Here is a 20,646-nt window from a genome sequence, read left to right on the forward strand (position 1 = left end):
CGCCAGCGTGGCGCTTCCGGCGGCGCACCGGTCACGGATCCCGGCGATCCTGCCCGCGGTGGGGATGGGCAGCAGCCATCGCGTCCGTCTAGGAAGTCTCCCGCGACACGACGGTGCGGTCGCGGCTCGCAGCTGCAGCACGACCCGCTCCTCGTGGAGCGACCTCGTCGATTATCGATCGGAGGTTCTCCGGGTCGTGGGCGAACCTTCCGAGGAAAAGACCGTCGACGCTGTCTCCGATGCGTGTGAGGAGACCGGGACCGGCGCTTCCGCCGTAGATCACGCGCGATGAAGGGCCTCGAACGGTGCGCACGTGATCCCGGAGGACGCCGCACACGGAACGTATGTGCGCTGTCGGTGCCGCGTTGGCCGCTCCGATCGCCCAATAGGGCTCGTAGGCGACAACGATCGGACCATCGTGATCCCGCCTCGGCGCCTCGCCGAGCGCAGCGTCGATCTGGCGCACGCATTCCTGGGCAGCGCCCTCGGGCCCGATCTCGAGCGGTTCCCCGACGCACAGTACAGGCGTCAACCCGTTGCGGAATGCGGCCGCGGTCTTGGCCCGCACGACGGGCTCCGTCTCGCCGAAGAGCCGCCGCCGTTCGGCGTGGCCGACCTCGACCGCTACGGCGCCGATCTCCGCCAGTTCAGCACCGCTCACCTCTCCCGTGAACGCCCCCGAATCGTGTTCGCTGAGATCCTGGGCCCCCACGGCCGCCAGGCCGCCGAGGATGTCCAGCGCGGCGGGGATCGAGATGAACGTCGGCAGCACGAGAAGCTCGGCGTGGCCGCCGACGACGGCGGGGTGACCGGCCGCGAGGCCCGCCACCCTCCGGCACCATTCGACCGTCTGCAGGTGGCTGAAGTACATCTTCAGGCTCACGGCCACCAGCACCGGCGGCGCACTGCCGGTGGGCATCTCAAACCCCTTCGTACCGGCGGATCTCCTGCACTTTCTCGTTCGATGCGCTCGTCTCGTCGAACTCGTACCGGAGCCATTCGTGCACGTTGCGTCGCGCGAGTTCCAACCCGACCACACGCTGACCCATGCACAGGATCTGCGCATCGTTGGAGAGCACCGACCGTTCGACGGAGTAGCTGTCGTGGGCCGTCACCGCCCGGATGCCCTGCACCTTGTTCGCGGCGATCGCCACGCCCAGGCCCGTGCCGCAGATGAGGACCGCACGGTCGGCCTCGCCGCGCGCCACCATCTCCGCCGCGGTCGTCGCAATGGTGGGGTAGTTGGTGTGGCCGGCCGCGTCGACACCGACATCCGTCACGGATTCGACGAGCGGGTCAGCCTCCAAGTCCTTCTTGATCGCTTCCTTGTAGTCGATCCCGGCGTCGTCCGATCCGACGACTACGCGCCAAACAGGCATGCGCTTCTCCTTCTTCTTTGAACGGGCCGAAACCCGTGGGTTGTCCTCGATCTGCGATCAGCCCGCCACAGTTCGTTCCGTACCGCGCGGCTCAGGTGCCCGGACCCGTGCCTTGAGCACGTCGCGCACCCGGCAGACGATCAGTGCCATCGACACGGCACCGGGGTCGCGCACCCCGACGGCCTTGACGCCATGCGTGCGCGCCCGGCCGATCAGCGGCATCAGGTCCGCTGTCGCCTCCGCGGCGAGCGACGCCTGCGACGCAGCGGCGTCCCAGGCATCGACGAGTTCCTCGCCGGCGGCGACGTGCGAAGCCAGGGTCTCCGCGAAGGGGACGAGCACGTCGACGAGCGTCTTGTCGCCGACCTGCGCCTTGCCGTACTCCATGACCGCTCGCTGTGCTGCGCTCACACCCGCCGACACCGAAGACGCGCTCGGGGCGTCCTCGTCCGAGACGCTGCGGCCGAGCGCGCCCAGGATCATCCCCCACAGGGCGCCGGACGTGCCCCCCGCGCGGTCCGACCAGGAATCGGCGGCCGCCCTCAGGAGGGTGCCGCAGCCGGCTCCGGCCTCGGCCGCACGCGCCGCGGCACTGACAGCCGCGCGAGCGCCCCGCTGCATGCCGATGCCGTGGTCTCCGTCACCGGCGACCGCGTCGATCCGCCCGAGCTCATCGGCGTTCTCATCGATCACGTCGCGGACGGCCGAGAGGAGCGCCACGACCACGGGCGCGGCCTCCTTCGACCCCTCGCCCGCCTCCGGGACGCCCTCGTCCGCGTCGCCGCCACCGTCTTCCACCTCTACCGTCCTGCCGCCGGCGTCGATGGTCCCGGTGCGGAACGCCGGAGTGTCGGCCGGAGCGGCCCACAGCCGCTCGAGCTCCTCGTCGAGCCAGAAGAGGGTCAGCGAGACACCCGCCATGTCGAAACTCGTGCAGAATTCACCGACCTGCGGATCCACCACCTCGATGCCCGCCTCCTCGAGGCAGGCGGCGACGCGATCGAACACGACGAAGAGCTCTTCGTGCTTCACCGAGCCCAGGCCGTTCAGAATCGGCACCACCCGGGCACCCTCCACCTCCACACCGTCGGGGACCTCTGCAGGATCGAGCAACCGGTCGACGAACAGCCTCGCGAGGCCTTCGGCCGTGGGAATGTCGGTCTCGTCGATCCCCGGCTCGCCGTGGATCCCCAGCCCGATCGCCATGCGGCCCTCGGGCACGGTGAACAACGGCGCCTCCGCTCCCGGCAGCGTGCAACCGGAGAACGCCACCCCCATCGACCGGGTGCGTTCGTTCGCGCGGTGCGCTACGCGCTCGACCCCGTCGAGGTCGTAACCGGCCGCCGCCGCTCCCCCGACCGACTTGAAGACGGCGAGGTCACCCGCGATGCCACGACGCTTGTGCTTCTCGCCGGGCGGGGCACTGAAGATGTCGTCGGTCACGGTGACCGTACGGCAGTCGACGCCTTCGGTTCGCAGCGCGTCCTGAGCAGCGGTGAAATGCAGCACGTCGCCGGCGTAGTTGCCGTAGGTGAGAAGCACGCCGCGACCCTGCTCGCTCGCGCGGACCACACTCTCCACGTGATGCGCCGAGGGCGATGCGAACAGGTTGCCCATCGCCGCTCCGTGCGCGATCCCCGGCCCGACCAGGCCGCCGAACGCCGGATAGTGACCAGAGCCGCCGCCGATGACCACGGCCACCTCGGCGTCCGCCGACCGCGTCGACCTGGCCACCCCGCCGGGGACCCGGCGAACCCAGCGGGCGTTGGCCCGCACGAACCCGTCGACCATCTCGTCGGCGAAGTCGGCCGGGTCGTTCCACAATCTGGTCATCTGATCGTCTCCCTTCGAAGCCGAGGGCTTCAGTGCATGTAGAGGCCGCCATCGACGTTGAGGGTGTGACCGGTCACGAATCCGGCATCCTCGCTGATGAGGTAGGAGACCGCGGCCGCCACGTCGGTCGGCTCGCCGATCCTGGTCAGCACGCCATCCGACGCCATCCCCGCTTTGCGCTCCTCGGTGAGGGGGCCGCCCATGATGTCGGTGTTGATAGGGCCCGGGGCGATGGCGTTGACGGTGACGCCGAACGGTCCCAGCTCGCGGGCCGCAGCGCGGGTGAGCCCGATGACGCCCGCCTTCGCCGCCGAGTACGCGGCCTTGCTGTACGTGCCACCACCGCGCTGTGCGGAGACGGACGAGAGGCTCACGATCCGACCCAGTCCGTGTCGCACCATCGTCTGGGCTGCACGTCGGGTGACATGATGCACACCCGTCAGGTTGATACCGATGACCCGGTTCCACTCGTCGGAGCTGACCTCGAGGTACGGGTCGGGCGATGAGACCCCCGCGAGGTTGACGAGCGCCACCAGTTGCGGAAGCTCCGACTCGATCAGGTCGAAGGCGGCTCCGACAGCGGCATCGTCGGCGACGTCGGCGCCGACACCGACGGCCTGCACACCGAACGTCTCGGCGATGTTCCGCGCCACCGTCTGCGATTGGGAGTCATCGAGATCGATCACTCCGATGTTCCATCCGCGCTCGGCCAGGTAATTCGCGGTCGCCTGGCCGATTCCTCTCGGCGATGCAGCCCCGGTGAGGACGACGGTGCGCGCTTGCGGATATCGAGAAGTCATGGACGGAGGTTCCTTTCACACTGCTGATGGATGGTGCTCGTCATCGGATCTGGGTGATCTCGAAGGTGTTCGGGTCGCCGCCGATCCGCTCCCCGGTGTCCAGCGAGTCGATCCTCCGCATGTCCTCTTCGCTCAACTCGAAGTCGAGGACGTCCAGATTCGCGGCCATCCGGGAGCGCGTCGACGCCTTCGGTATGGCGATGTACCCGTGCTGGAGGTGCCAGCGCAGGATGACCTGGGCCGGCGCCCGGCCGACAGATGCCGCGACCTCTGCGATCACGGGGTCCGCCAGGTCCTTGCCCTGTCCGAGCGGGCTGTACGACTCGACGGCCACTCCGCGTTCCTGGAGGAGCCGGGTCAGGCCGGGCTGGGCGAAGTACGGGTGCAGCTCGATCTGGTCGACGGCCGGCGTCACACCGGTCTCGGCGATGACCCGGTCGAGATGATGCGGCAGGAAGTTGGACACGCCGATCGCACGGACCAGCCCTTCCTCTCGGGCTTCGATCATGGCCTGCCAGCTGTCCACATAGGCGTCCCGGGCCGGCGACGGCCAATGGATGAGATAGAGATCCACGTAGTCCAGGCCGAGCCGGTCCAGGCTGTCCCGGATCGCGACCCGGGCCGAGGCTCGCCCCTGTTCGCCGTTCCGCAGCTTGGTCGTGACGAACACGTCCTCCCTGGGCAGCCCGCTCGCGGTGAGAGCACGACCGACACCCTGCTCGTTGTTGTAGGCCGCGGCCGTGTCGATGTGCCGGTATCCCACCTCCAGCGCTTCTTCCACACGGGCCCGGACCTCGTCCGGCGGGATCTGAAAGACGCCGAAGCCGAGCTGCGGAATCTCCACGCCCTCTCCGAGGAGCACGGACGGCGCCGTGCCGACGGTCATGAGGCGTCCGCCCGGCGAAGCACGAGCAGGGACACCGAATGGAGGGGGAGGCTGAGGGAGAGCTCGCTGCGTCCCTCCGGCGCGTCCACCTCACGAGCCGGCTCGTACTCTTCGAGACCCATCCTGCTGTGCAGGAGGTCGACGTCCTCCTGCGTGGGGAGCTGCGGGCTGCCGAGCTGCGTCCACACGGTGTGGGCGTTGCTGTGCTGCCCGTCGATCCGGTAGTGCTCGAGTGTGTACCGGCCCGGCTGGAGTCCGCGCAGCGTCACCGCGACCGCCGCCTCCGTGTCGTCGGTGCTGTACTGGTCGTCCGTGCGGCGGTAGACGAGCATGGCGATGTCGCCGTCGTCGGTGCGGGTCGCGAGCGCGTCGACTTCTTCCGGCGGGAGGGCCGGAGCGATGGCGTCGAGCTCGGAGACGTTCCAGGTACTGTCCGAGACCGCGGGGAGCCGGGTGGTGCCGAGCCTGCCGAACATGCGATAGGCGTTCAGGAGCGGCTTCTCCACACCGTTGGCCGTGAGGAAGGAGCGGGTGCCTTCGAACATCCTCTCGCCTTCGAAGTAGAAGCTCCACGTCGTGGCTTCGCGCACCTGCGCCTGCTCCAGCAGGTTGATGTCGAGGATCTTCTTCATGAGGTTCGCCTGGAACACCGGGTAGTACTCGGTGTTCTGGAAGCGGAAGTTCGAGTTGTCGTACACGCCCCAGTGAGCCGGCACACCTGCGTCGCACTCGTCGACGATCGCCGGCAGCTTCGCGAACTGCGGGAACTCAGCCATCACGCGCAAGAGGGTCCGGATCTCGTAGAGCATCTTCGTGGTCTGCGGCGACTGCTTCTCGGGAGCCTCGGCGCCGGTGGGCCCGTAGGTGCGCCACGGGACGAACCGGGACCCCTTGGTGTGGAACGACACGAAGTCGAGCGGAAGCTCCCTCTCGGCGACGTAGCCGAGGAATTCCCGGAGGAACTCGGCGCCGTTGGGCCCGCCGGTGACCGTCGGGCCGCCGACGGAAGCGTCCGGCAGCACGCTGCGCACAGCGCGGGCGGTCGTCTCGTAGAGCTCGTTGAACTCCTGACGCGTTCCACGCCAGTAGTAGATGTCGGGTTCGTTCCACAACTCCCACAGCCATCCGGAGACCTCCTCCTCTCCGTAGCGCTCGACGCAGTGCTTCGCCAGTGCGGCGACGAGATCGCCCCACTTCTCGTAGTCGCTCGGAGGAAAGCTCCAGTGGCCGGCCTCATAGGCGCTGTAGACGGTCGGGCTGTCGATGAGCGGATACTCCTCGTACGCGCGGTCGGGAACGAGGTCGCGCGGGGTGAACCCGAGCTCGACGAGCACGTGATGCCCGGCGCCGACGATGGCGTCGTAGGCCTGGTCCACGATCGTGAAGTCGTAGAACGGCACGCCGTCGCGTTCGTGGTAGACGTTGCCGCTTCCCTGATGGGGAAGACCGAAGCCGCTGCCGCTCACGAAGACGTAGTGCGGGCGGACGTGGAACGGTGTCGGGGACGCCTGCCGGATGGTCTCCAGCAGTCGGCGGCCGGTGGCGGTGTAGGTCCAGTTGATCTCGTCGTACCCGAGGCTCGCCCAGATCGGCTCGATGCGCCGGCCGGGGCCGCCGGCGTCGACGTCGATCGCGGCGCTATGCACGTGGCGGGCCGCCGGGTCGTGCGGTGCGGCGTCCGGGAAGAGCGGCGTGGATTCCACGCCGGGGTTCTTGTCGGGCCGAGGGGTGGTGGTCGGTGTCGTGGTGGTCACGCCGATCCTTTCGTCGGGAGGTGGGGTGAAGGTCACTTGAGCGAGCCGACGGCGAGGCCGCCCTGCCAGTAGCGCTGCAAGCTGAGGAACGCGACGATCAGAGGGATGATCGACACGAGCGAGCCCAGGATGATGATGCTCCACAGCGATGTCGTCCCTGTGCCGCTCGCGGAGTTCGCCAATCCGTCCCAGAGGCCCAGCCCGACCGTCACCGGGAACAGGTTGTCGGAGGACAGCATGGCGAGCGGCAGGAAGTAGTTGTTCCAGGTGCCGACGACCGAGAGCAGCAGCACGGTGACCGCCGCAGGCTTCAGCAGGGGCATCGCGACGGTGAGGAATGTGCGGAGCTCGCCCGCACCATCCACCCGGGCGGCGTCCAGGAGCTCGTCCGGGATGGCGTCCGTGGCGTAGACCATCATGAGGTAGACGCCGAACGGGTTGAGCAGCGACGGCAGGATGACGGCCCAGATGGTGTTCACCATTCCCGCCTGGGAAAGCATGGCGAAGGTGGGGATCACCAGCGCGGTCAGCGGGACCATGACGGAGCCCAGAAGCAGCGCGAGGCTGAAACGCCGGCCGGGGAAGGCGAACTTCGCGAACCCGTAGCCCGCGAGGATCGCGAGGACGGTCGCACCGACGCCGCCGCTGAGCGCGTACAGGAGCGAGTTGCCGAGCCACCGCAGATAGATTCCGCCGTTGTAGGTGAACAGCAGACCGAGGTTGTCGAACAGCGCGAACGTCTTGTCGAACCACAGAGAGCCGCCGCTGCCGGAGAAGAGGCCGTGCGCGTCCTTCGTGCTCGCCACGATCAGCCACCAGAGCGGCAGGAGGAAATAGATCACCAGCGCGACGAGGAACACGTGCGTTCCGAGCCGCCGCTTCGGCTTTGCGCGGGTGCGCACGGACTGCGCGACGGACTCGGCCGTCTTGACTTCGAGGGCCGTCATCAGACGATCCGTCCCTTCTTGCGGGTGGCGAAGAGGAAGATGTAGACGCCCACGAACACGACGAGTCCGAGCGCGAACGAGATCGCCGACGCGTAATTGATCTGCGAGTTCGAGAACGCCAGGTTGTAGGCATACATATTCGGCGTGAAGGACGGCGTGATCACGCCGTTCGACGACGGTGCCAGCACTTGTGGCTCGGTGAAGAACTGCAGCGTGCCGATCAACGCGAACACCAGGATCAGGATGAGCGCGGAGGCGACCAGCGGCACCTTGATCCGCAACGCGATCTGCCACGGACTCGCGCCGTCGATCCTGGCGGCCTCGTAGAGCGAGCTGTCGATGCCCTGCAGAGCCGCGTAGATGATGATCATGTAGTAGCCGCTCCACTGCCAGGTGACCACGTTGAGCAGAGCGCCGAACACCTCACGGCTACCCAGGAGGTTGGGCGCCGTGGCATGGAAGACCGCGAACACCTGTGCAAGCGGGCCGAATCCCGGACTGTAGAGAAAGCCCCACATGAGCGCACCGATCACGGCCGGTATCGCGTAGGGCACGAAGATCATCAGCCGGGAGAACCGTGCGAGCTTGGTCGTGACGGTGTCGAGCACCAGAGCCGCCGCCAGCGAGACGAGCATCTGGATGGGGATCAGCACCAGCGAGAACACCACCACGAAGAGCAGGCCGCCGAGGAAGTCCGGATCGCTGAACGCCTTCACGTAGTTCCCGAGCCCACTGAACGTCGTGCCGGTGGCGAGGCCCTTGGAGAAGAGGCTCAGCCAGAAGGCGTACACCAGGGGGGCGACGAGGAAGGCGAGGAACACCACGCCGAAGGGTGCGACGAAGAGCCAGCCGATGCGCCTGCGCCGGGCCGAGGTGCCGCGCGCGGCCGCCCTCGCCCGGAGGGACGACGGCCGCGTCGCGGCGAACGTGCTTGTTCTGGTCGTCATCACTTGGACGTGACCGTGAAGCCCTGCGCCTTGGCGTACGACGCGATGGTGGACTGCAGCTTGGAGAGGGCCGCCCCGGAGCTTTCGGCGCCGCCGGTGGTCTTCGTGAGCATCGCCGTCACCTGCTGGTAGTAGTAGTCCTGGAAGGGGCTGTAGCTCTGCCCCTTGTAGGCGCCCGCCGTCGGGATCCACACCTCTTTGTTCGCCTTCTGCCCCCCGAAGAACGGGTCTTCGGCATTCACGAACCACGAGGCCTTCTGCGCCTCGACGTGCTGCGGGAAGTGCGCGCCCAAGGTCGTCTGGTCCTCATGGCCGAACAGCTCCAGCGCAACCTCGGCGGCAGCGTGCGGCACCGTCGACTGGGTCGTCACCGCGTAGGTGGAGCCGCCCCAGTTCACCTGGACGGGCGAACCCGAATCCCACTGCGGCAGCATCGCGAGACCCCACGGGCTGTCCGGTCCGCGGGTGAAACCGGCTCCCGTGAGGTGTCCCGGCTCCCAGGAGGGCGCGATGAAGGTGGCGACCTTGCCGGACGCGAGCTCGCTGACGAAGTCGGTCGACGACTGGCCCGTCGTGATCGCTTCACCCTTCTGGACGAGGCCGTCCCAGAAGTCGAGCACCTTCCGGCTCGCTGCGCTGTCGATGTCGACACCGAGGCTCGTCTTCTTGTCGATGTTGTAGTCGAACGGCTTCGCACCGGCCTGAGCGAACAGCGCCTGCGGGAAGGCCGGCGTGTCGTTCGGCCAGTCTCCGATCGCGGGGCCGCCCGCGCTCTTGAGCTTGGCTGCGTCGGCAGCGTATTGCGCCCACGTCTTGGGCACCGTCAGGCCGTACTTCTGGAAGATGTCCTTGCGGTACATCATCGCGACGGGACCACCGTCGTCCGGCACGGCGTAGATCCCACCGTTGCTCGAGATGTCTTTCAGCGTGCCGGCCGAGAAGTCGCTCCTCCACTTGTCGGCGCCGTAGTCGCTGAGGTTCACGAGAGCGTCCTTGATCAGGAAGCTGTTGAGGTGGTCCGTCTCCAGCATGATCACGTCCGGCGCCCCTTTGCCGGCCGCGATGGTCGTGGAGAACTTCTGGTACTCGGCGCTGCCCGCGCCGGCGTTCGTCCAGCAGATCTGCACATCCTTGTGTGCCTTGTCGAATGCGTCGACGGCCACAGGCAGCGTGGGCGACCAGCCCCAGAGCGACACCCGGGTGGCGGACGGATAAACGACCTTGTTGTCGCAGTTGGACGGCTTGTCCGCCTGCGACTGCGGCTTGTCGGTCGCAGCCGAAGTCGCGCCGGCGGACGCGCCGGTCGAGGAACAGCCTGCCAACGCCGACACTGCGGCGGCCAGACCGGCCAACGCGATGAGTGCCTTCTTCTTCACGCGAAAACTCCTTTGTTTTGGGACCGCGCCCGGACAACAGGCGCGACCTAGGCGGGGCCGGCAGCACCGACCGCCGCAAACGTGTGTGTGACGCAATCCTGGCGCGCGCCATGCTTACTGTCAACGGTAAATTGTTTACAATCTTCACAAGCACATTTTGTGAGAGGGTTTCGCCATGACGGTATCGGGGTTGCAGTTGGTTCCCGTGGTGCAGCCTGCGCTCTCGCACAACGTGGTGGATGCGCTGCGCCGGATGATCAGCACCGGCCAGCTCGAGCAGGGGGCCCATCTGAAGGAGACGGAGATCGCGCAAGCCCTCGGCGTCAGCCGAGGACCGGTTCGCGAAGCGTTCATCCAGCTCTCCAACGAGGGCTTCGTCGAGCTGCGGCGTCACCGCGGGGCGTTCGTGGTCGAGCTGACACGTTCGGACATCATCGAGGTGTACACGTTGCGCCTCGCCCTCGAGCGGCTCGCCGTGGAGCGCACGACCGAGCGCATGACGCCCGAGCTGTTGGCCCGGATGGACGCCGTGCTCGACGAGATGAAGCGCGTGGACGCGGGTTACGAGGCGCAGGCGGTGACGCGGCTCGACCTCGAGTTCCACGATCTGCTCTACAAGGCGGCCGATCATCGCCGGCTCGAGAACTCCTGGGAGCACATCCGAAGCCAGGTCGAGTTCTTCCTCAATGCCCGCAACGACTCGTTCCGCGATTTCCTCCAGGTCGGTTACGCGGAGCACGCGGAACTGCGCGACGTCCTGGTGCAGGGCGATCCGGACTCGGCCGCCAAGGCCATCCAGTCGCACCTCGAGGGCGCATACCACCGACTGCTCGCCACGCATCCCGAGCACTAGCCTGCGGCCGGCCGCCCCTCAGCCCGTCGAACGATCCCACCAGCGAACGGAACCACATGCCCACACCCCACACCCCGGAAGCGTGGCCGATCGCGGCCTGCCTGCACGGCTTCCCTCCCGTCGACCAGAACGGCGTCGCCCTTCACGACGCTCCCGCCGAGGTGTGGGATGCGATGTTCGACGAGATCGAGAACGTCGGCTTCTCTCTGATCGAACTCGCCGACAGCCACATCCGGCCCGCGGATCTCGAGCCGTCACGCCGCGACGAGTTCCTCGCGATCGCCGGGTCGCACGGCATCCGGATCCCCTCGGTGCATGTGCAGCGACGAAGCGTCATCATGCCCGGCCATGAGCAGAGCAACCTCGAGTATGCTCACCGCACCGTCGAAGCGGCAGCGGAATGGGGGATGGAGGTCTACTCGACCGGCCTTCATCAGCCCCTCAGCCGCGCCCAGCGGGAGGCCCTCTGGTTCTGGACGGCGCAGGGCCCGAAGGATCCGGAGGACCCCGACGTGTGGAGGCAGGCCGTCTCACGGATCAGGGAACTCGGCCGGCACGCCGCCGATCTCGGCCTCAAGGTGGCCCTGGAACTGTACGAGGACACGTACCTGGGGACGGCGGACAGCGCGGTGCGGTTCGTCGAAGAGGTGGGACTGGAGAACGTGGGCCTCAATCCCGACGTGGCGAATCTGATCCGCCTGCACCGCCCCGTCGAGGACTGGCGCGAGCTCTACGCCAAGACCCTCCCCTGGGCCAACTACTGGCATGTCAAGAACTACACCCGCGACGAAGCCGCCGACGGAAGCTGGGTGAGCTCGGTTCCGTCGACGATGGAGACGGGCCTCATCAACTATCGGCAGGTGTTCGCAGAGGCCCTGCGCGTCGGATTCGACGGGATCATCCTCTGCGAGCAATACGGGGGCGACAGCCTCGGCGTCTGCGCCACCAACCAGAGGTACATCCGGACGCTTCTTCCTGCGATCTGAGGCCGGGCTGTGGCTGTCTCGTCGCACTCGACGAGCTCGAGACCTCGCCACGGCCGCAACCGAGATCGCGCTGGTCCGAACTCACCATCGGCAGGGGGCCGATACGCGGGCCCGCACGCCAATAGAGTTGGACCACACTCCGATGAGCAGAGGAGCCTCGTATGCGAACGGTTCGCCTGGGTAGCAGCGGTCTCGAGATCAGCGGCGTCGTGCTGGGCATGATGTCGTACGGCGACCCCGAACGCGGCAGCCACCCGTGGAGCGTCGGCATCGACGCGGCCCGGCCCTTCGTGCGCCGGGCGTTCGAGGCCGGCGTCACCGCCTTCGACACGGCGAACGTGTACTCCCTCGGTTCCAGCGAGGAGATCACCGGGGCTCTGCTGGCCGAGCTCGGCTCGCGGGAGGACGTCCAGATCTTCACGAAGGTGAACGGCCGGATGCGGGCCGGCCGCAACGGCGCAGGACTCTCGCGCGCCGCCATCATGCACGAGATCGACGCCTCACTCACGCGCCTCGGAACCGACTACGTGGACTTGTACCAGATCCACCGATTCGATCCGGCCGTGCCCATGGAGGAGACCATGGAGGCCCTCCATGATGTCGTCAAAGCCGGCAAGGCCCGCTATATCGGCGCCTCGAGCATGTGGGCGTGGCAGTTCGCCGAGCTGCAACGGGTCGCCGAGGTGAACCACTGGACCCGATTCGTCTCGATGCAGGACCAGTACAACCTACTCGACCGCGAGGAGGAGCGCGAGATGCACCCGTACTGCCGCGCCACCGGCATCGGAGTGCTGCCGTGGAGCCCGCTCGCGCGCGGCCGGCTGACCCGCCCGTGGGACTCCTCCGGCTCCGGCACCCGCGCCGACACCGACGAGTTCGGCAAGACGTTGTATCGCGCGCACGAGGAGTCGAACCGCTCCATCGTCGAGGCCGTCGCCGCGATCGCCTCCGAACGGGATGTGCCGATGGCGCAGGTCGCGCTGGCCTGGGTCGCCGGCCGGGCCGCCGTGACGGCGCCGATCGTCGGCGCGACGAAACCGCACCACATCGACGACGCGGTGGCAGCCCTCCAGCTCGAGCTGACGGACGGCGAGGTGGCCCGGCTGGAGGCGGCGTACACGCCCAGGGAGCCCGAGGGTTTCTGACGACGCCGGGCGCCGGCGGTGCCGTTGATCTCGCTCTCGCTCATGCGGTCTCCTCGGTAGTCACACGAGGCGACCTGCTTCCCGGGCGGCCCACTCGGCGAACGATATCGGCGGACGTCCGAGCACCTGCTGCACGCCGTCGCTGAGGTACGCGTCGGCGCCGGACCGGATCCCGCCCAGCATGGCCATCCGCCACTCGATGTACCCCTCGGGCGTTCCCGCCGCCCGCAGACGCTCGACGTGTGCGTCATCGTCCTCGTCCACGAACGCGACGGGGGTGCCGGATGCGCGTGCCAGCTGCGCGACGGCCTCGTCGAAGGTGAGGGCCTCCGGTCCGGAGAGGTCGATCGTGCGACCCTCGTATCCATCGCTTTCGAACACCTCGGCCGCGACGGCCGCGATGTCCTCGACGTCGATGAAGGGTTCTGCGCCCGAGCCGACAGGGGCCACGATCCGTCCGTCGACGGGGACGAACATCGCCTCGGTGAAGTTCTGCGAGAAGTGGCTCGGGCGCAGGATCGTCCACGGCACTGGACTCTCGCGCAGTGCGCGTTCGGCGGCGGCGACGGCTCCGCCCGGCAGGAACTCGACACCGCGCGCCGAGAGCAGCACGGCGCGCCGGACGCCTGCCTGGTGCGCAACGGCGAGGAAGCGGGTGAGGTCGGGACTCCAGTCAGTGGCGGAACCGGGCCCGACGATGAAGACGCCGTTCACGCCGACCAGCGCGGGAGGCCATGTGCTCTCGTCGCGCCAGTCGAACCGGACAGTGGCGCGCCTGCTGGCGCGACGGACCTCGTGCCCGGCAACCTCGAGGACGTGGGCGAGGCGGCCGCCGACCTTGCCGGTGCCGCCGAGGATCAAGAACGTGTTCATGCCGCAACGATAGGGTTGCTCGCCGGGACGAACAATGCGTGAAAATCCTGTTCCCATTCGCATTCGTCTATTGTGGGCGCATGGACGTGTTGAGTGACCGGCTGGCGCAGGCGCGCGCGCGGGGCGCGGTGTTCTCCGTGCTCCGCCGGGTCGAGCCGTGGGGGCTGGCGTTCAGCGGCACCCGCGCACTGACCGTGCACATCATTGTGAAGGGTGCGGCCTGGTTGGAGCACGCGGGCGCGGATCCCCTGCGACTCGGGCCGCAGGACACCGTGCTTGTCACCGCCGGCGCCCCGTACGCGATCGTGAGCAGCCCGGGCGCGACGGCGGAGCCCATCCGCGAGGCGCGCATCGCCGGCTCGGACACGGGCGGCGGCGTCGGGGCGACGGTCCTGTGCGGCGCGTACATCCTCGAGGGGAGCGTGGGTCGCTCGCTCGTCGACGACCTCCCGCGGGTCGTGGTCGTTCCCAGCGAGCGGCAGGACGATGCACATCGCTCGGTGGTGTCGCTCCTCACGGCGGAGATCGCTCGGGATGGGACCGGCCAGCAGGCGCTCCTGGACCGCCTGCTCGACGTGACCCTGGTATACACGCTGCGCGCCTGGTGGGCGAACGACGCGTCGAGCCGTCCCGGTTGGTACGCGGCGCTCTCCGATCCGAAGCTGCGCGTCCTGCTGGAACGGCTGCACGGGCATCCCGAGGCCCCGTGGACCCTCGCGGAGATGGCCCGGGTGGCGCAGTCGTCGCGGTCGGCCCTGGCCAAGCGCTTCGCCGCGGAGGTGGGGACGCCCCCGGCCCGCTACCTCACCGATCTGCGGATGCAGCGCGCCGAGGACGCTTTGGTTCGGACGAACGAGACCCTCGCCGCCGTCGCGGCCGCGGTCGGCTACCAGAACCCCTTCGCGTTCGCGACCGCGTTCCGTCGCCGGCACGGCCTCTCTCCCGGTCAGTGGCGCCTCCGGGAGCGCCTCACCGAGGGAGACCACGACGCGGGCCCGGTCACGCTGGACGCGTGAGCGCTTGAAGCTCATCAACGCGGGAAAGGAGACGGTCACGGTCCTGCCCGGAGCCAGCTACTTCGACTCGGCCACAAGCTTCGGGATGATCCGCGGCGGCCGCATCGCCACCGCCGTCCTCGGCGCCATGCAGGTCTCGGCCTCCGGCGACATCGCCAACTGGGCGGTGCCCGGCAAGATGGTCAAGGGCATGGGCGGGGCCATGGACCTCGTCAACGGCGCCGAGCGGGTCATCGTGGTCATGGACCACATCGCCAAGGACGGCTCTCCGAAACTCGTCGAGCAGTGCACGCTCCCGCTCACCGGGCGGGGCTGCGTCGACCGCATCATCACCGACCTCGCCGTGATCGACGTCACCGCCGACGGTCTCGTACTCCGCGAACTCGCGCCCGGCGTCTCGGTGGACGAGGTCGCCGCCGCGACCGCTGCGCCGCTCACCATCCCCGCCGATCCGACTCTCGGGACACGCGCGGCTCATGCCTGAGCCACGCGACGGCGTGGAGGGCGGAACGAGTGGGGACTGGCGTCCCTCCCTCATCGTGCGTTAGCGGCCTCCACCAGTGAGCGGATGTACGCGATGGAGTCAGCGAAGTGCGTGGTCGGGACGAATTCGAGTTGAACCGATCCGGAATAGCCGTGCTGCACCAGCGCATCGAGGAAACCGGGCCAGTCGGTGGCGCCGGTGCCGGGCTCTCGGCGGCCAGGCGAATCCGCGAGGTGGACGTATTCCAGCAGGTCCGCTCCTGCTGCCAGTTCGGCCCTCCAGTCTTCGCGCTCAGTGAACGAGTGGTAGGCGTCGAACAACCATCGGAGCCCCGGGTCGTCGACCGCACGGATGATGGCTTGGCAGTCGCTGTTGCGGTCGAGCAGCAGGCCCGGGTGGTCGACACGCGTGTTCACGGACTCCAGAAGGATGGTGACTCCGGAACCTCGAGTCCGATCCACGACGGTCGAGTAGACCTCGGTCAAGGTTCCGAGCTGCTTCGTCCTCGAATGACCCGGAAATCCGAGGCCCGAGTCCACTATGACGAACGGAGCCCCGAGGAGGTTCGCGTTCTCTATGGTGCGGTCGAGGCCGTCCAAGAGTGCGCCGAGGTCCGCGTTGGGCCACGCGACGCCAGTTCGGGGCTCGGCTAAAATCGAGATGACCCGCGTCCCGGTCGCGTCCAGAGCCGATCGGATCGACGGCAGATCTTTGTCGAACGTCGTCCACAGGTCGACCTCGTGGAGGCCGGCCGATGCCGCGGCCTGGATTCGAGACGGCACGTCGTCGAGGTCGGGGAAGTTGAGTTCGAGGTTCGCGGTGAGTGTGAGCACGTCGGTCATCCCCGTTCGAATTCGCGCTGGTTGTACTGCTGGAGGTCGCGATCGATAGCGGTCTGCACCGATCGCGGGAGGATGAAGAACTCCACACTCAGCGAGATCCCCCGCTCCCACCGCGTGCGGGTCCTCAACGCTTCTGCGGCGTGTGGCGCGTGCTTTTCGAAGGCAGTGATGACGGCCCTGTAGGCGGGAGGATCGTCGATGATGTCGGCCAGGTCGCTCTCCCAGGAGAGCGCTCCGACGGTGGCTGCCGGAAGCACGTTGTCGCGCACGACCCATTCGTGAGTTCCCGCAGCGACGGTGAACGCCTCGCCGTTGTCGGGTAGCCGGACGACCGCGGAACTGTTCGCAGGAATCGTCGCCTGAATGCGGATGAACTCGCCTTCGCGGCCCCACTGGATCGCCGCGCGTCCATAGGGAGTCAGCCGCACGGCGGAGGCATGGTCGAAGCTCGCCAGCGGCACGGGTGCGATGCGGATGGTCCGGTATCCGGGTTCGGCGGCGCTCAGACCGGCGACCGAGCCGTAGAGCCAGTCCGCTATGGCCCCGAATGCATAGTGGTTGAACGAGGTGGCGGCCGGGCTGGGGGATCCGTCGGGCAGCAGCGCATCCCACGCCTCCCAGGTCGTCGTCGCGCCGGCCGTGATCGGGTACAGCCAGGAGGGACACTCGGTCTGGGTCAGGAGGCGGTCGGCCGCCTCACGCTGACCGGTTCTGGTGAGCGCATCCGCAATGACCGGGGTGCCCAGGAATCCGGTCCCGATCCGGTATCCGTTGCGGCGGACCAGCTGAGCCAGGCGGGCACCCATTGCCGACTCGAGTTCGCGCGTCCTCGCCAGTCCGAACGCGATCGCCAAGGCGTACGCGGTCTGAGCGTCCGAGCTGAGTCGTCCGTTCGCGGTCACGTACTCCCGGTCGAACGCGACCGCGATCCGGTGAGCCAGGCGCTGATAGCACTCGGCATCCTCCTGGTGCCCGAGCAGGGTCGCAACCTTCGCGACGATCGAGGCCGAACGGTGGAAGTACGCGGTGGCGACGAGCTCTTTGTCAGCCTTCGCCTGGGTCGGGTCATCCTTCGGCGCTGTCGGGTCGAGCCAGTCGCCGAACTGGAAGCCGCCCTTCCAGAGGTACGAGTCACCGGCCCGGGCGGCGACGACATCGACCCAGGCTTTCATGCTCGGGTATTGACGCTCGAGCACCTCGATGTCACCGAAGCGCTCGTACAGCGTCCAGGGGACGCCCACCGAAGAATCACCCCACCCGGCGGTGGGAGCGGTGAACGCCCCTGACGTGTTGGGGACGATGAACGGCACGATTCCGTTCAACGCAGCCTGCTCGCATCGCAGGTCTGCCAGCCAGCTGCTCAAGAAGCCATCGACGTCGAACATCGTCGCTGCGGTCGGCGCGAAGACTTCGATATCACCCGTCCAACCCAGGCGCTCATCCCGCTGTGGGCAGTCGGTCGGTAGCGATACGAAGTTGCCGCGCATGCTCCAGACGATCGACTCGTGAAGCGAGTTCACGAGCGGATCCGATGTCTCCAACCATCCCGTGCGCTTCAGATCACTCGAAACCACGACGGCGGTGATCGCATCAGTCGGCAGTTGTCCAGGCCAGCCCTCGATGCTGGCGTACCGGAATCCACGGAAGGTGAACCGCGGCTCCCACACGACGGGCCGCCCCGCAGAGATGAAAGAGTCGGTAGCCATCGCGCCACGCATGGAGTGGGCGTCGAGTTCACCGTCGACGAGGATCTCCGCGTGGCGCAGCACGATCTTTGTGCCTCTCGGCAGGTCGGCACGCACACGGAGCCTGCCCACGAGATTCTGACCGAAGTCCAGGATCGCCGCACCTGAGGCCGAGGTGATCGCCGCGACCTGAAGCGTGGCGACCTCGCGGACCGGCGGTGCGATCCTGGGCTCCGGTGTCGGTGCGTCGACGATCGCCACCGCAGACCAACCGGCGTCGTCGAAACCAGGGCGCGACCACTCGCCGGGATCGCGGCGAGCGTCGTCGTGTTGACCCGCGTAGAGGCCGGCATCGATCACCTGACCGTCGCCGAAAGCCCGCCATGATTCGTTCGTGGTGACAGTCGCGACCTCGCCGTCCTCATACTCGAGGACGAGCTGCACTGCTGCCGCCGGTTGCTCGCCGTAGAACGGGGCAGCATCGTCACCGAACCCGTATCGCTGCGCGAACCATCCGGCCGCCAGCTCGATGCCGACGGCGTTCGTGCCGACCTCGAGGAGGTGGGTGACTTCCTGCGTCTCGTGGATGAGTCGCCACTGATACGACGTCCATCCGGGCTTGAGCGTGTCGGCATCGACCGCACCTCCATTGATCTCAACCTGGTAGACGCCCTGAGCCGTGGAATAGAGAAGCGCTCGCGCCAGCGGCTTCGAGACGGTGAACTCGGTCCGCAGCAGCGCGGGCTGACCGAGACGGGTCGGCTCGGGGAGCGCCACCATGGACGCCGCCCACTCCCCCTCGGCGAGGAACCCGGCCCGAACGAACCGCTCATCGCTCCACTCGGACACAGAGCCGTCTTCGCCGCCGACCCGCACTCGAACGGTTCGAACTTCTCGAGGGAGCAGCGGCGAGAACGGCCATGCCACTCGCACCGACTCCGGCCCGTCGATGCGTACGAGCCTCCCTCCCGATTCGAGTTCGGCCCACGCCTGCCGCCACGCGGGCTCGCCGGTCTCCGTCACCCAGGAAAGCCGTGGTTCGGGCGTGGCCACGAAGCTCTCGTCGGCTCGGTACCCGATCCGGGAGATCGCGACCCATACGGCTTGCGTGCTTTCCACACGAACTCCCTCCACTGCCAACCAACCATTCGGTTGGGTAATAGTATCGTGATTGATCGCGAACGCAACACACGGAAAGACGGGTGCGATGTCAGGGCGGATCACAAGCAACGCAGCTGAATCGGAACGCGCAGCGAACACGCGCCAGCGCATCTTGGAGGCAGCTCGGACCGAGTTCGCCGCCTCCGGATTCGGCGGCGGCCGAGTCGACCGCATCGCCTCCCTCGCGGGCGTGAACAAGGAGCGGATCTACGCGTACTTCGGCGACAAGAGGGCGCTCTTCGTCGCCACCATCGTTTCGGCTGTGACCGAGGTGGGAACGACCGTCGGTCAGGATGCAGAAAATCTCGTCGCGTTCGCGGGCAGCGTCTTCGACTTCATCGCGGAGCACCCGCAGACGCTCCGGCTCCTGACCTGGGCGCGCCTGGAATCGGACCCGTGGGAGGAGGCGACTGCTCAGCTCGGTGACCTTCCGCTCCCCGAGACGATGATCGCGCGCTGGCAGGACGACGGAGTTGTGTCGGCCGAATGGAACCCGCGCGATCTCTATGTCATCATCTGGGGCCTGTGCGAGGTGTGGCACGTCGCGCCGTTCGACCGAGACGGCGGTGAGCATCGGCGCAAAGCACTCGTCCAATTCATCGTCCAGATCCTGGGAGAGGCGCGAGGTCTTCCAGCGACGAACTCGCCGCGCTCATGAAGCAGACTGGCGGTCAATCCAGGCCCAGGGGTCCGGGGTCGCGAGGTCTCCAACTAAGTGAGAAGGGAATGCGCAGGGTTAGGGTCGCCGGTCGAGTCGGCGAGTCCGGCCCGCAGCCCTTGTAACCGGCCGCTGCGCGCGCAGCGGCCGACCGGCCCCGCTACTTGCCTGCAGCTGCTTCGATCACCTCCGCGACCTGGTGGGCTTTGGAGATCAACGACATGTGCGAGCCGCGGACTAGCGTGACCGTCGAGCCCGCACGCTTGGCCTCCTGCTCCTGTGTCGCCTCGGGAAGCACGAGATCCTGGGTGCCGATCACCGAGTAACTCTTGATGGACTTCCACGCCGGCGTGCCGGAGAGCTCAGAGACGGCGCTGAGGGCGATCGGGCGCTGATTGGCGATGAGCGTCTGCTGTTCCGACGACGGGAGGTCCGCCGCGAGGTCCTTCTGGATGATGCCGGGCTTCAGGTAGGCGTCGGCGGACCCGTCGGGGTACCCGACGACGTCGTAGACGGAGGTGGGGTCAGTGACGTTGAGCGCGGAGGTGGAGCTTCCCACGATCGATCCGATGCTCTCGCCGGCATCCGGCATGAACGCGTCAACGTAGACGAGGGCTTTCACGTCCGGGTCGGAGAGGGCAGCGTTGGTGATGACGGCGCCGCCGTAGGAGTGACCGACGAGCACGACGGGGCCGGTGATGCGCTGGGCGAGGAACGCGGAGAGGGCGCCCGCGTCGCTCTTGAGTCCCCGGAGGGGGTTCGCGGGAACGAGCACGGTGTAGCCGTCGCGTTGCAGGTCCTGACGGACGCCATCCCAGCTCGAGCCGTCCGCCCACGCCCCGTGAACGAGAACGACGGTTGGCTTCGGCGCGTGCTGGGCGGCGCTGGGAGCGGAGCTAGCGAGGGCGGGCGATGCGATGGTGGCGGTGAGGGCGGCGAAGCCGATCCCGATGGCGGCGGCCCGGATTCCGTGGCGACGCTTCATGAGGGTGTCCTTTCGTTGGTGGTGCGTTGGCCTCGG

General features: G+C 67.8%; 18 protein-coding genes and 1 pseudogene. 6 read left to right on the top strand and 13 right to left on the bottom strand.

Annotated elements, in window-relative coordinates; translation table 11 throughout:
* Positions 1-88 precede the first annotated feature (88 nt).
* From ACR9Y5_RS16795 to ACR9Y5_RS16835, 9 genes are read right to left on the bottom strand one after another with little or no spacing between them, the layout of a single operon-like run.
* The gene (locus ACR9Y5_RS16795; protein WP_481299028.1) at positions 89-919 is read right to left on the bottom strand and encodes a triose-phosphate isomerase family protein; all 831 of its coding nucleotides are present in this window, start codon (positions 917-919) and stop codon (positions 89-91) included.
* A gap of 1 nt (position 920) precedes the next feature.
* Positions 921-1,379 carry a ribose-5-phosphate isomerase gene (locus tag ACR9Y5_RS16800; RefSeq protein WP_481299029.1) on the bottom strand — a complete coding sequence of 153 codons (459 nt, stop codon included), beginning with the start codon at positions 1,377-1,379 and terminating at the stop codon, positions 921-923.
* Positions 1,380-1,436: 57 nt separating this feature from the next.
* Positions 1,437-3,212, bottom strand: coding sequence for a dihydroxyacetone kinase family protein (locus ACR9Y5_RS16805; protein WP_481299030.1), 1,776 nt, complete (start codon positions 3,210-3,212; stop codon positions 1,437-1,439).
* 29 nt (positions 3,213-3,241) lie between these two features.
* Positions 3,242-4,012 (bottom strand): SDR family NAD(P)-dependent oxidoreductase, encoded by a 771-nt coding sequence (locus ACR9Y5_RS16810; protein WP_481299031.1) that lies wholly within the window; start codon positions 4,010-4,012, stop codon positions 3,242-3,244.
* A gap of 40 nt (positions 4,013-4,052) precedes the next feature.
* Complete coding sequence (locus tag ACR9Y5_RS16815; RefSeq protein WP_481299032.1) at positions 4,053-4,898, bottom strand: aldo/keto reductase; 846 nt, start codon at positions 4,896-4,898, stop codon at positions 4,053-4,055.
* Entirely contained in the window at positions 4,895-6,652 is a 1,758-nt protein-coding gene (locus ACR9Y5_RS16820; protein ID WP_481299033.1) for a GH39 family glycosyl hydrolase, read from the bottom strand. The genes ACR9Y5_RS16815 and ACR9Y5_RS16820 overlap by 4 nt, the downstream gene beginning before the upstream one ends.
* Before the next feature lie 32 nt (positions 6,653-6,684).
* Complete coding sequence (locus ACR9Y5_RS16825) at positions 6,685-7,599, bottom strand: carbohydrate ABC transporter permease (RefSeq protein WP_481299034.1); 915 nt, start codon at positions 7,597-7,599, stop codon at positions 6,685-6,687.
* Positions 7,599-8,546 carry a carbohydrate ABC transporter permease gene (locus ACR9Y5_RS16830; protein WP_481299035.1) on the bottom strand — a complete coding sequence of 316 codons (948 nt, stop codon included), beginning with the start codon at positions 8,544-8,546 and terminating at the stop codon, positions 7,599-7,601. Before ACR9Y5_RS16830 ends, ACR9Y5_RS16825 begins: the two co-directional genes overlap by 1 nt.
* Positions 8,546-9,922, bottom strand: a complete 1,377-nt coding sequence (locus ACR9Y5_RS16835; RefSeq protein ID WP_481299036.1) for an ABC transporter substrate-binding protein — start codon at positions 9,920-9,922, stop codon at positions 8,546-8,548. Before ACR9Y5_RS16835 ends, ACR9Y5_RS16830 begins: the two co-directional genes overlap by 1 nt.
* Positions 9,923-10,097: 175 nt before the next feature.
* Between ACR9Y5_RS16835 and ACR9Y5_RS16840 the strand changes: the two genes are divergently transcribed.
* The 3 genes from ACR9Y5_RS16840 (at position 10,098) to ACR9Y5_RS16850 (ending at position 12,906) form a co-directional block, all read left to right on the top strand.
* The gene (locus tag ACR9Y5_RS16840; RefSeq protein ID WP_481299037.1) at positions 10,098-10,775 is read left to right on the top strand and encodes a GntR family transcriptional regulator; all 678 of its coding nucleotides are present in this window, start codon (positions 10,098-10,100) and stop codon (positions 10,773-10,775) included.
* A 56-nt stretch (positions 10,776-10,831) separates the two neighbouring features.
* On the top strand, positions 10,832-11,761 hold the full coding sequence (locus tag ACR9Y5_RS16845) for a sugar phosphate isomerase/epimerase family protein (RefSeq protein ID WP_481299038.1): 930 nt from the start codon (positions 10,832-10,834) through the stop codon (positions 11,759-11,761).
* A 161-nt stretch (positions 11,762-11,922) separates the two neighbouring features.
* Positions 11,923-12,906, top strand: a complete 984-nt coding sequence (locus ACR9Y5_RS16850; protein WP_481299039.1) for an aldo/keto reductase — start codon at positions 11,923-11,925, stop codon at positions 12,904-12,906.
* A 60-nt stretch (positions 12,907-12,966) separates the two neighbouring features.
* On the opposite strand, the gene ACR9Y5_RS16855 is transcribed toward ACR9Y5_RS16850, so the two are convergent.
* Positions 12,967-13,779 carry an NAD(P)H-binding protein gene (locus ACR9Y5_RS16855; RefSeq protein WP_481299040.1) on the bottom strand — a complete coding sequence of 271 codons (813 nt, stop codon included), beginning with the start codon at positions 13,777-13,779 and terminating at the stop codon, positions 12,967-12,969.
* Positions 13,780-13,859: 80 nt separating this feature from the next.
* Here ACR9Y5_RS16855 and ACR9Y5_RS16860 point away from each other — a divergent pair, with 80 nt between their 5' ends.
* Entirely contained in the window at positions 13,860-14,795 is a 936-nt protein-coding gene (locus tag ACR9Y5_RS16860) for an AraC family transcriptional regulator (RefSeq protein WP_481299041.1), read from the top strand.
* Positions 14,796-14,805: 10 nt separating this feature from the next.
* Positions 14,806-15,279 (top strand): annotated as a pseudogene (locus ACR9Y5_RS16865) (CoA-transferase); the annotation flags it as partial.
* A gap of 50 nt (positions 15,280-15,329) precedes the next feature.
* Here the strand turns inward: ACR9Y5_RS16865 and ACR9Y5_RS16870 are convergent.
* On the bottom strand, positions 15,330-16,121 hold the full coding sequence (locus tag ACR9Y5_RS16870) for a TIM barrel protein (protein WP_481299042.1): 792 nt from the start codon (positions 16,119-16,121) through the stop codon (positions 15,330-15,332).
* Positions 16,118-18,925 carry an alpha-L-rhamnosidase gene (locus tag ACR9Y5_RS16875; RefSeq protein ID WP_481299043.1) on the bottom strand — a complete coding sequence of 936 codons (2,808 nt, stop codon included), beginning with the start codon at positions 18,923-18,925 and terminating at the stop codon, positions 16,118-16,120. Before ACR9Y5_RS16875 ends, ACR9Y5_RS16870 begins: the two co-directional genes overlap by 4 nt.
* Before the next feature lie 154 nt (positions 18,926-19,079).
* Here ACR9Y5_RS16875 and ACR9Y5_RS16880 point away from each other — a divergent pair, with 154 nt between their 5' ends.
* Positions 19,080-19,625, top strand: coding sequence for a TetR/AcrR family transcriptional regulator (locus tag ACR9Y5_RS16880; RefSeq protein ID WP_481299044.1), 546 nt, complete (start codon positions 19,080-19,082; stop codon positions 19,623-19,625).
* A 160-nt stretch (positions 19,626-19,785) separates the two neighbouring features.
* On the opposite strand, the gene ACR9Y5_RS16885 is transcribed toward ACR9Y5_RS16880, so the two are convergent.
* On the bottom strand, positions 19,786-20,610 hold the full coding sequence (locus tag ACR9Y5_RS16885) for an alpha/beta fold hydrolase (RefSeq protein WP_481299045.1): 825 nt from the start codon (positions 20,608-20,610) through the stop codon (positions 19,786-19,788).
* Between the last annotated feature and the right edge of the window lie 36 nt (positions 20,611-20,646).

Source organism: Leifsonia sp. KNZ13-11D, assembly GCF_056754895.1.

Bases quoted from the DNA above. Each gene is read 5' to 3' on its own strand.
- ACR9Y5_RS16855 (WP_481299040.1), bottom strand. From the start codon at position 13,779: ATGAACACGTTCTTGATCCTCGGCGGCACCGGCAAGGTCGGCGGCCGC.
- ACR9Y5_RS16800 (WP_481299029.1), bottom strand. From the start codon at position 1,379: ATGCCTGTTTGGCGCGTAGTCGTCGGATCGGACGACGCCGGGATCGAC.
- ACR9Y5_RS16850 (WP_481299039.1), top strand. From the start codon at position 11,923: ATGCGAACGGTTCGCCTGGGTAGCAGCGGTCTCGAGATCAGCGGCGTC.
- ACR9Y5_RS16810 (WP_481299031.1), bottom strand. From the start codon at position 4,012: ATGACTTCTCGATATCCGCAAGCGCGCACCGTCGTCCTCACCGGGGCT.
- ACR9Y5_RS16815 (WP_481299032.1), bottom strand. From the start codon at position 4,898: ATGACCGTCGGCACGGCGCCGTCCGTGCTCCTCGGAGAGGGCGTGGAG.
- ACR9Y5_RS16795 (WP_481299028.1), bottom strand. From the start codon at position 919: ATGCCCACCGGCAGTGCGCCGCCGGTGCTGGTGGCCGTGAGCCTGAAG.
- ACR9Y5_RS16860 (WP_481299041.1), top strand. From the start codon at position 13,860: ATGGACGTGTTGAGTGACCGGCTGGCGCAGGCGCGCGCGCGGGGCGCG.
- ACR9Y5_RS16885 (WP_481299045.1), bottom strand. From the start codon at position 20,610: ATGAAGCGTCGCCACGGAATCCGGGCCGCCGCCATCGGGATCGGCTTC.
- ACR9Y5_RS16825 (WP_481299034.1), bottom strand. From the start codon at position 7,599: ATGACGGCCCTCGAAGTCAAGACGGCCGAGTCCGTCGCGCAGTCCGTG.
- ACR9Y5_RS16840 (WP_481299037.1), top strand. From the start codon at position 10,098: ATGACGGTATCGGGGTTGCAGTTGGTTCCCGTGGTGCAGCCTGCGCTC.
- ACR9Y5_RS16830 (WP_481299035.1), bottom strand. From the start codon at position 8,546: ATGACGACCAGAACAAGCACGTTCGCCGCGACGCGGCCGTCGTCCCTC.
- ACR9Y5_RS16805 (WP_481299030.1), bottom strand. From the start codon at position 3,212: ATGACCAGATTGTGGAACGACCCGGCCGACTTCGCCGACGAGATGGTC.
- ACR9Y5_RS16870 (WP_481299042.1), bottom strand. From the start codon at position 16,121: ATGACCGACGTGCTCACACTCACCGCGAACCTCGAACTCAACTTCCCC.
- ACR9Y5_RS16845 (WP_481299038.1), top strand. From the start codon at position 10,832: ATGCCCACACCCCACACCCCGGAAGCGTGGCCGATCGCGGCCTGCCTG.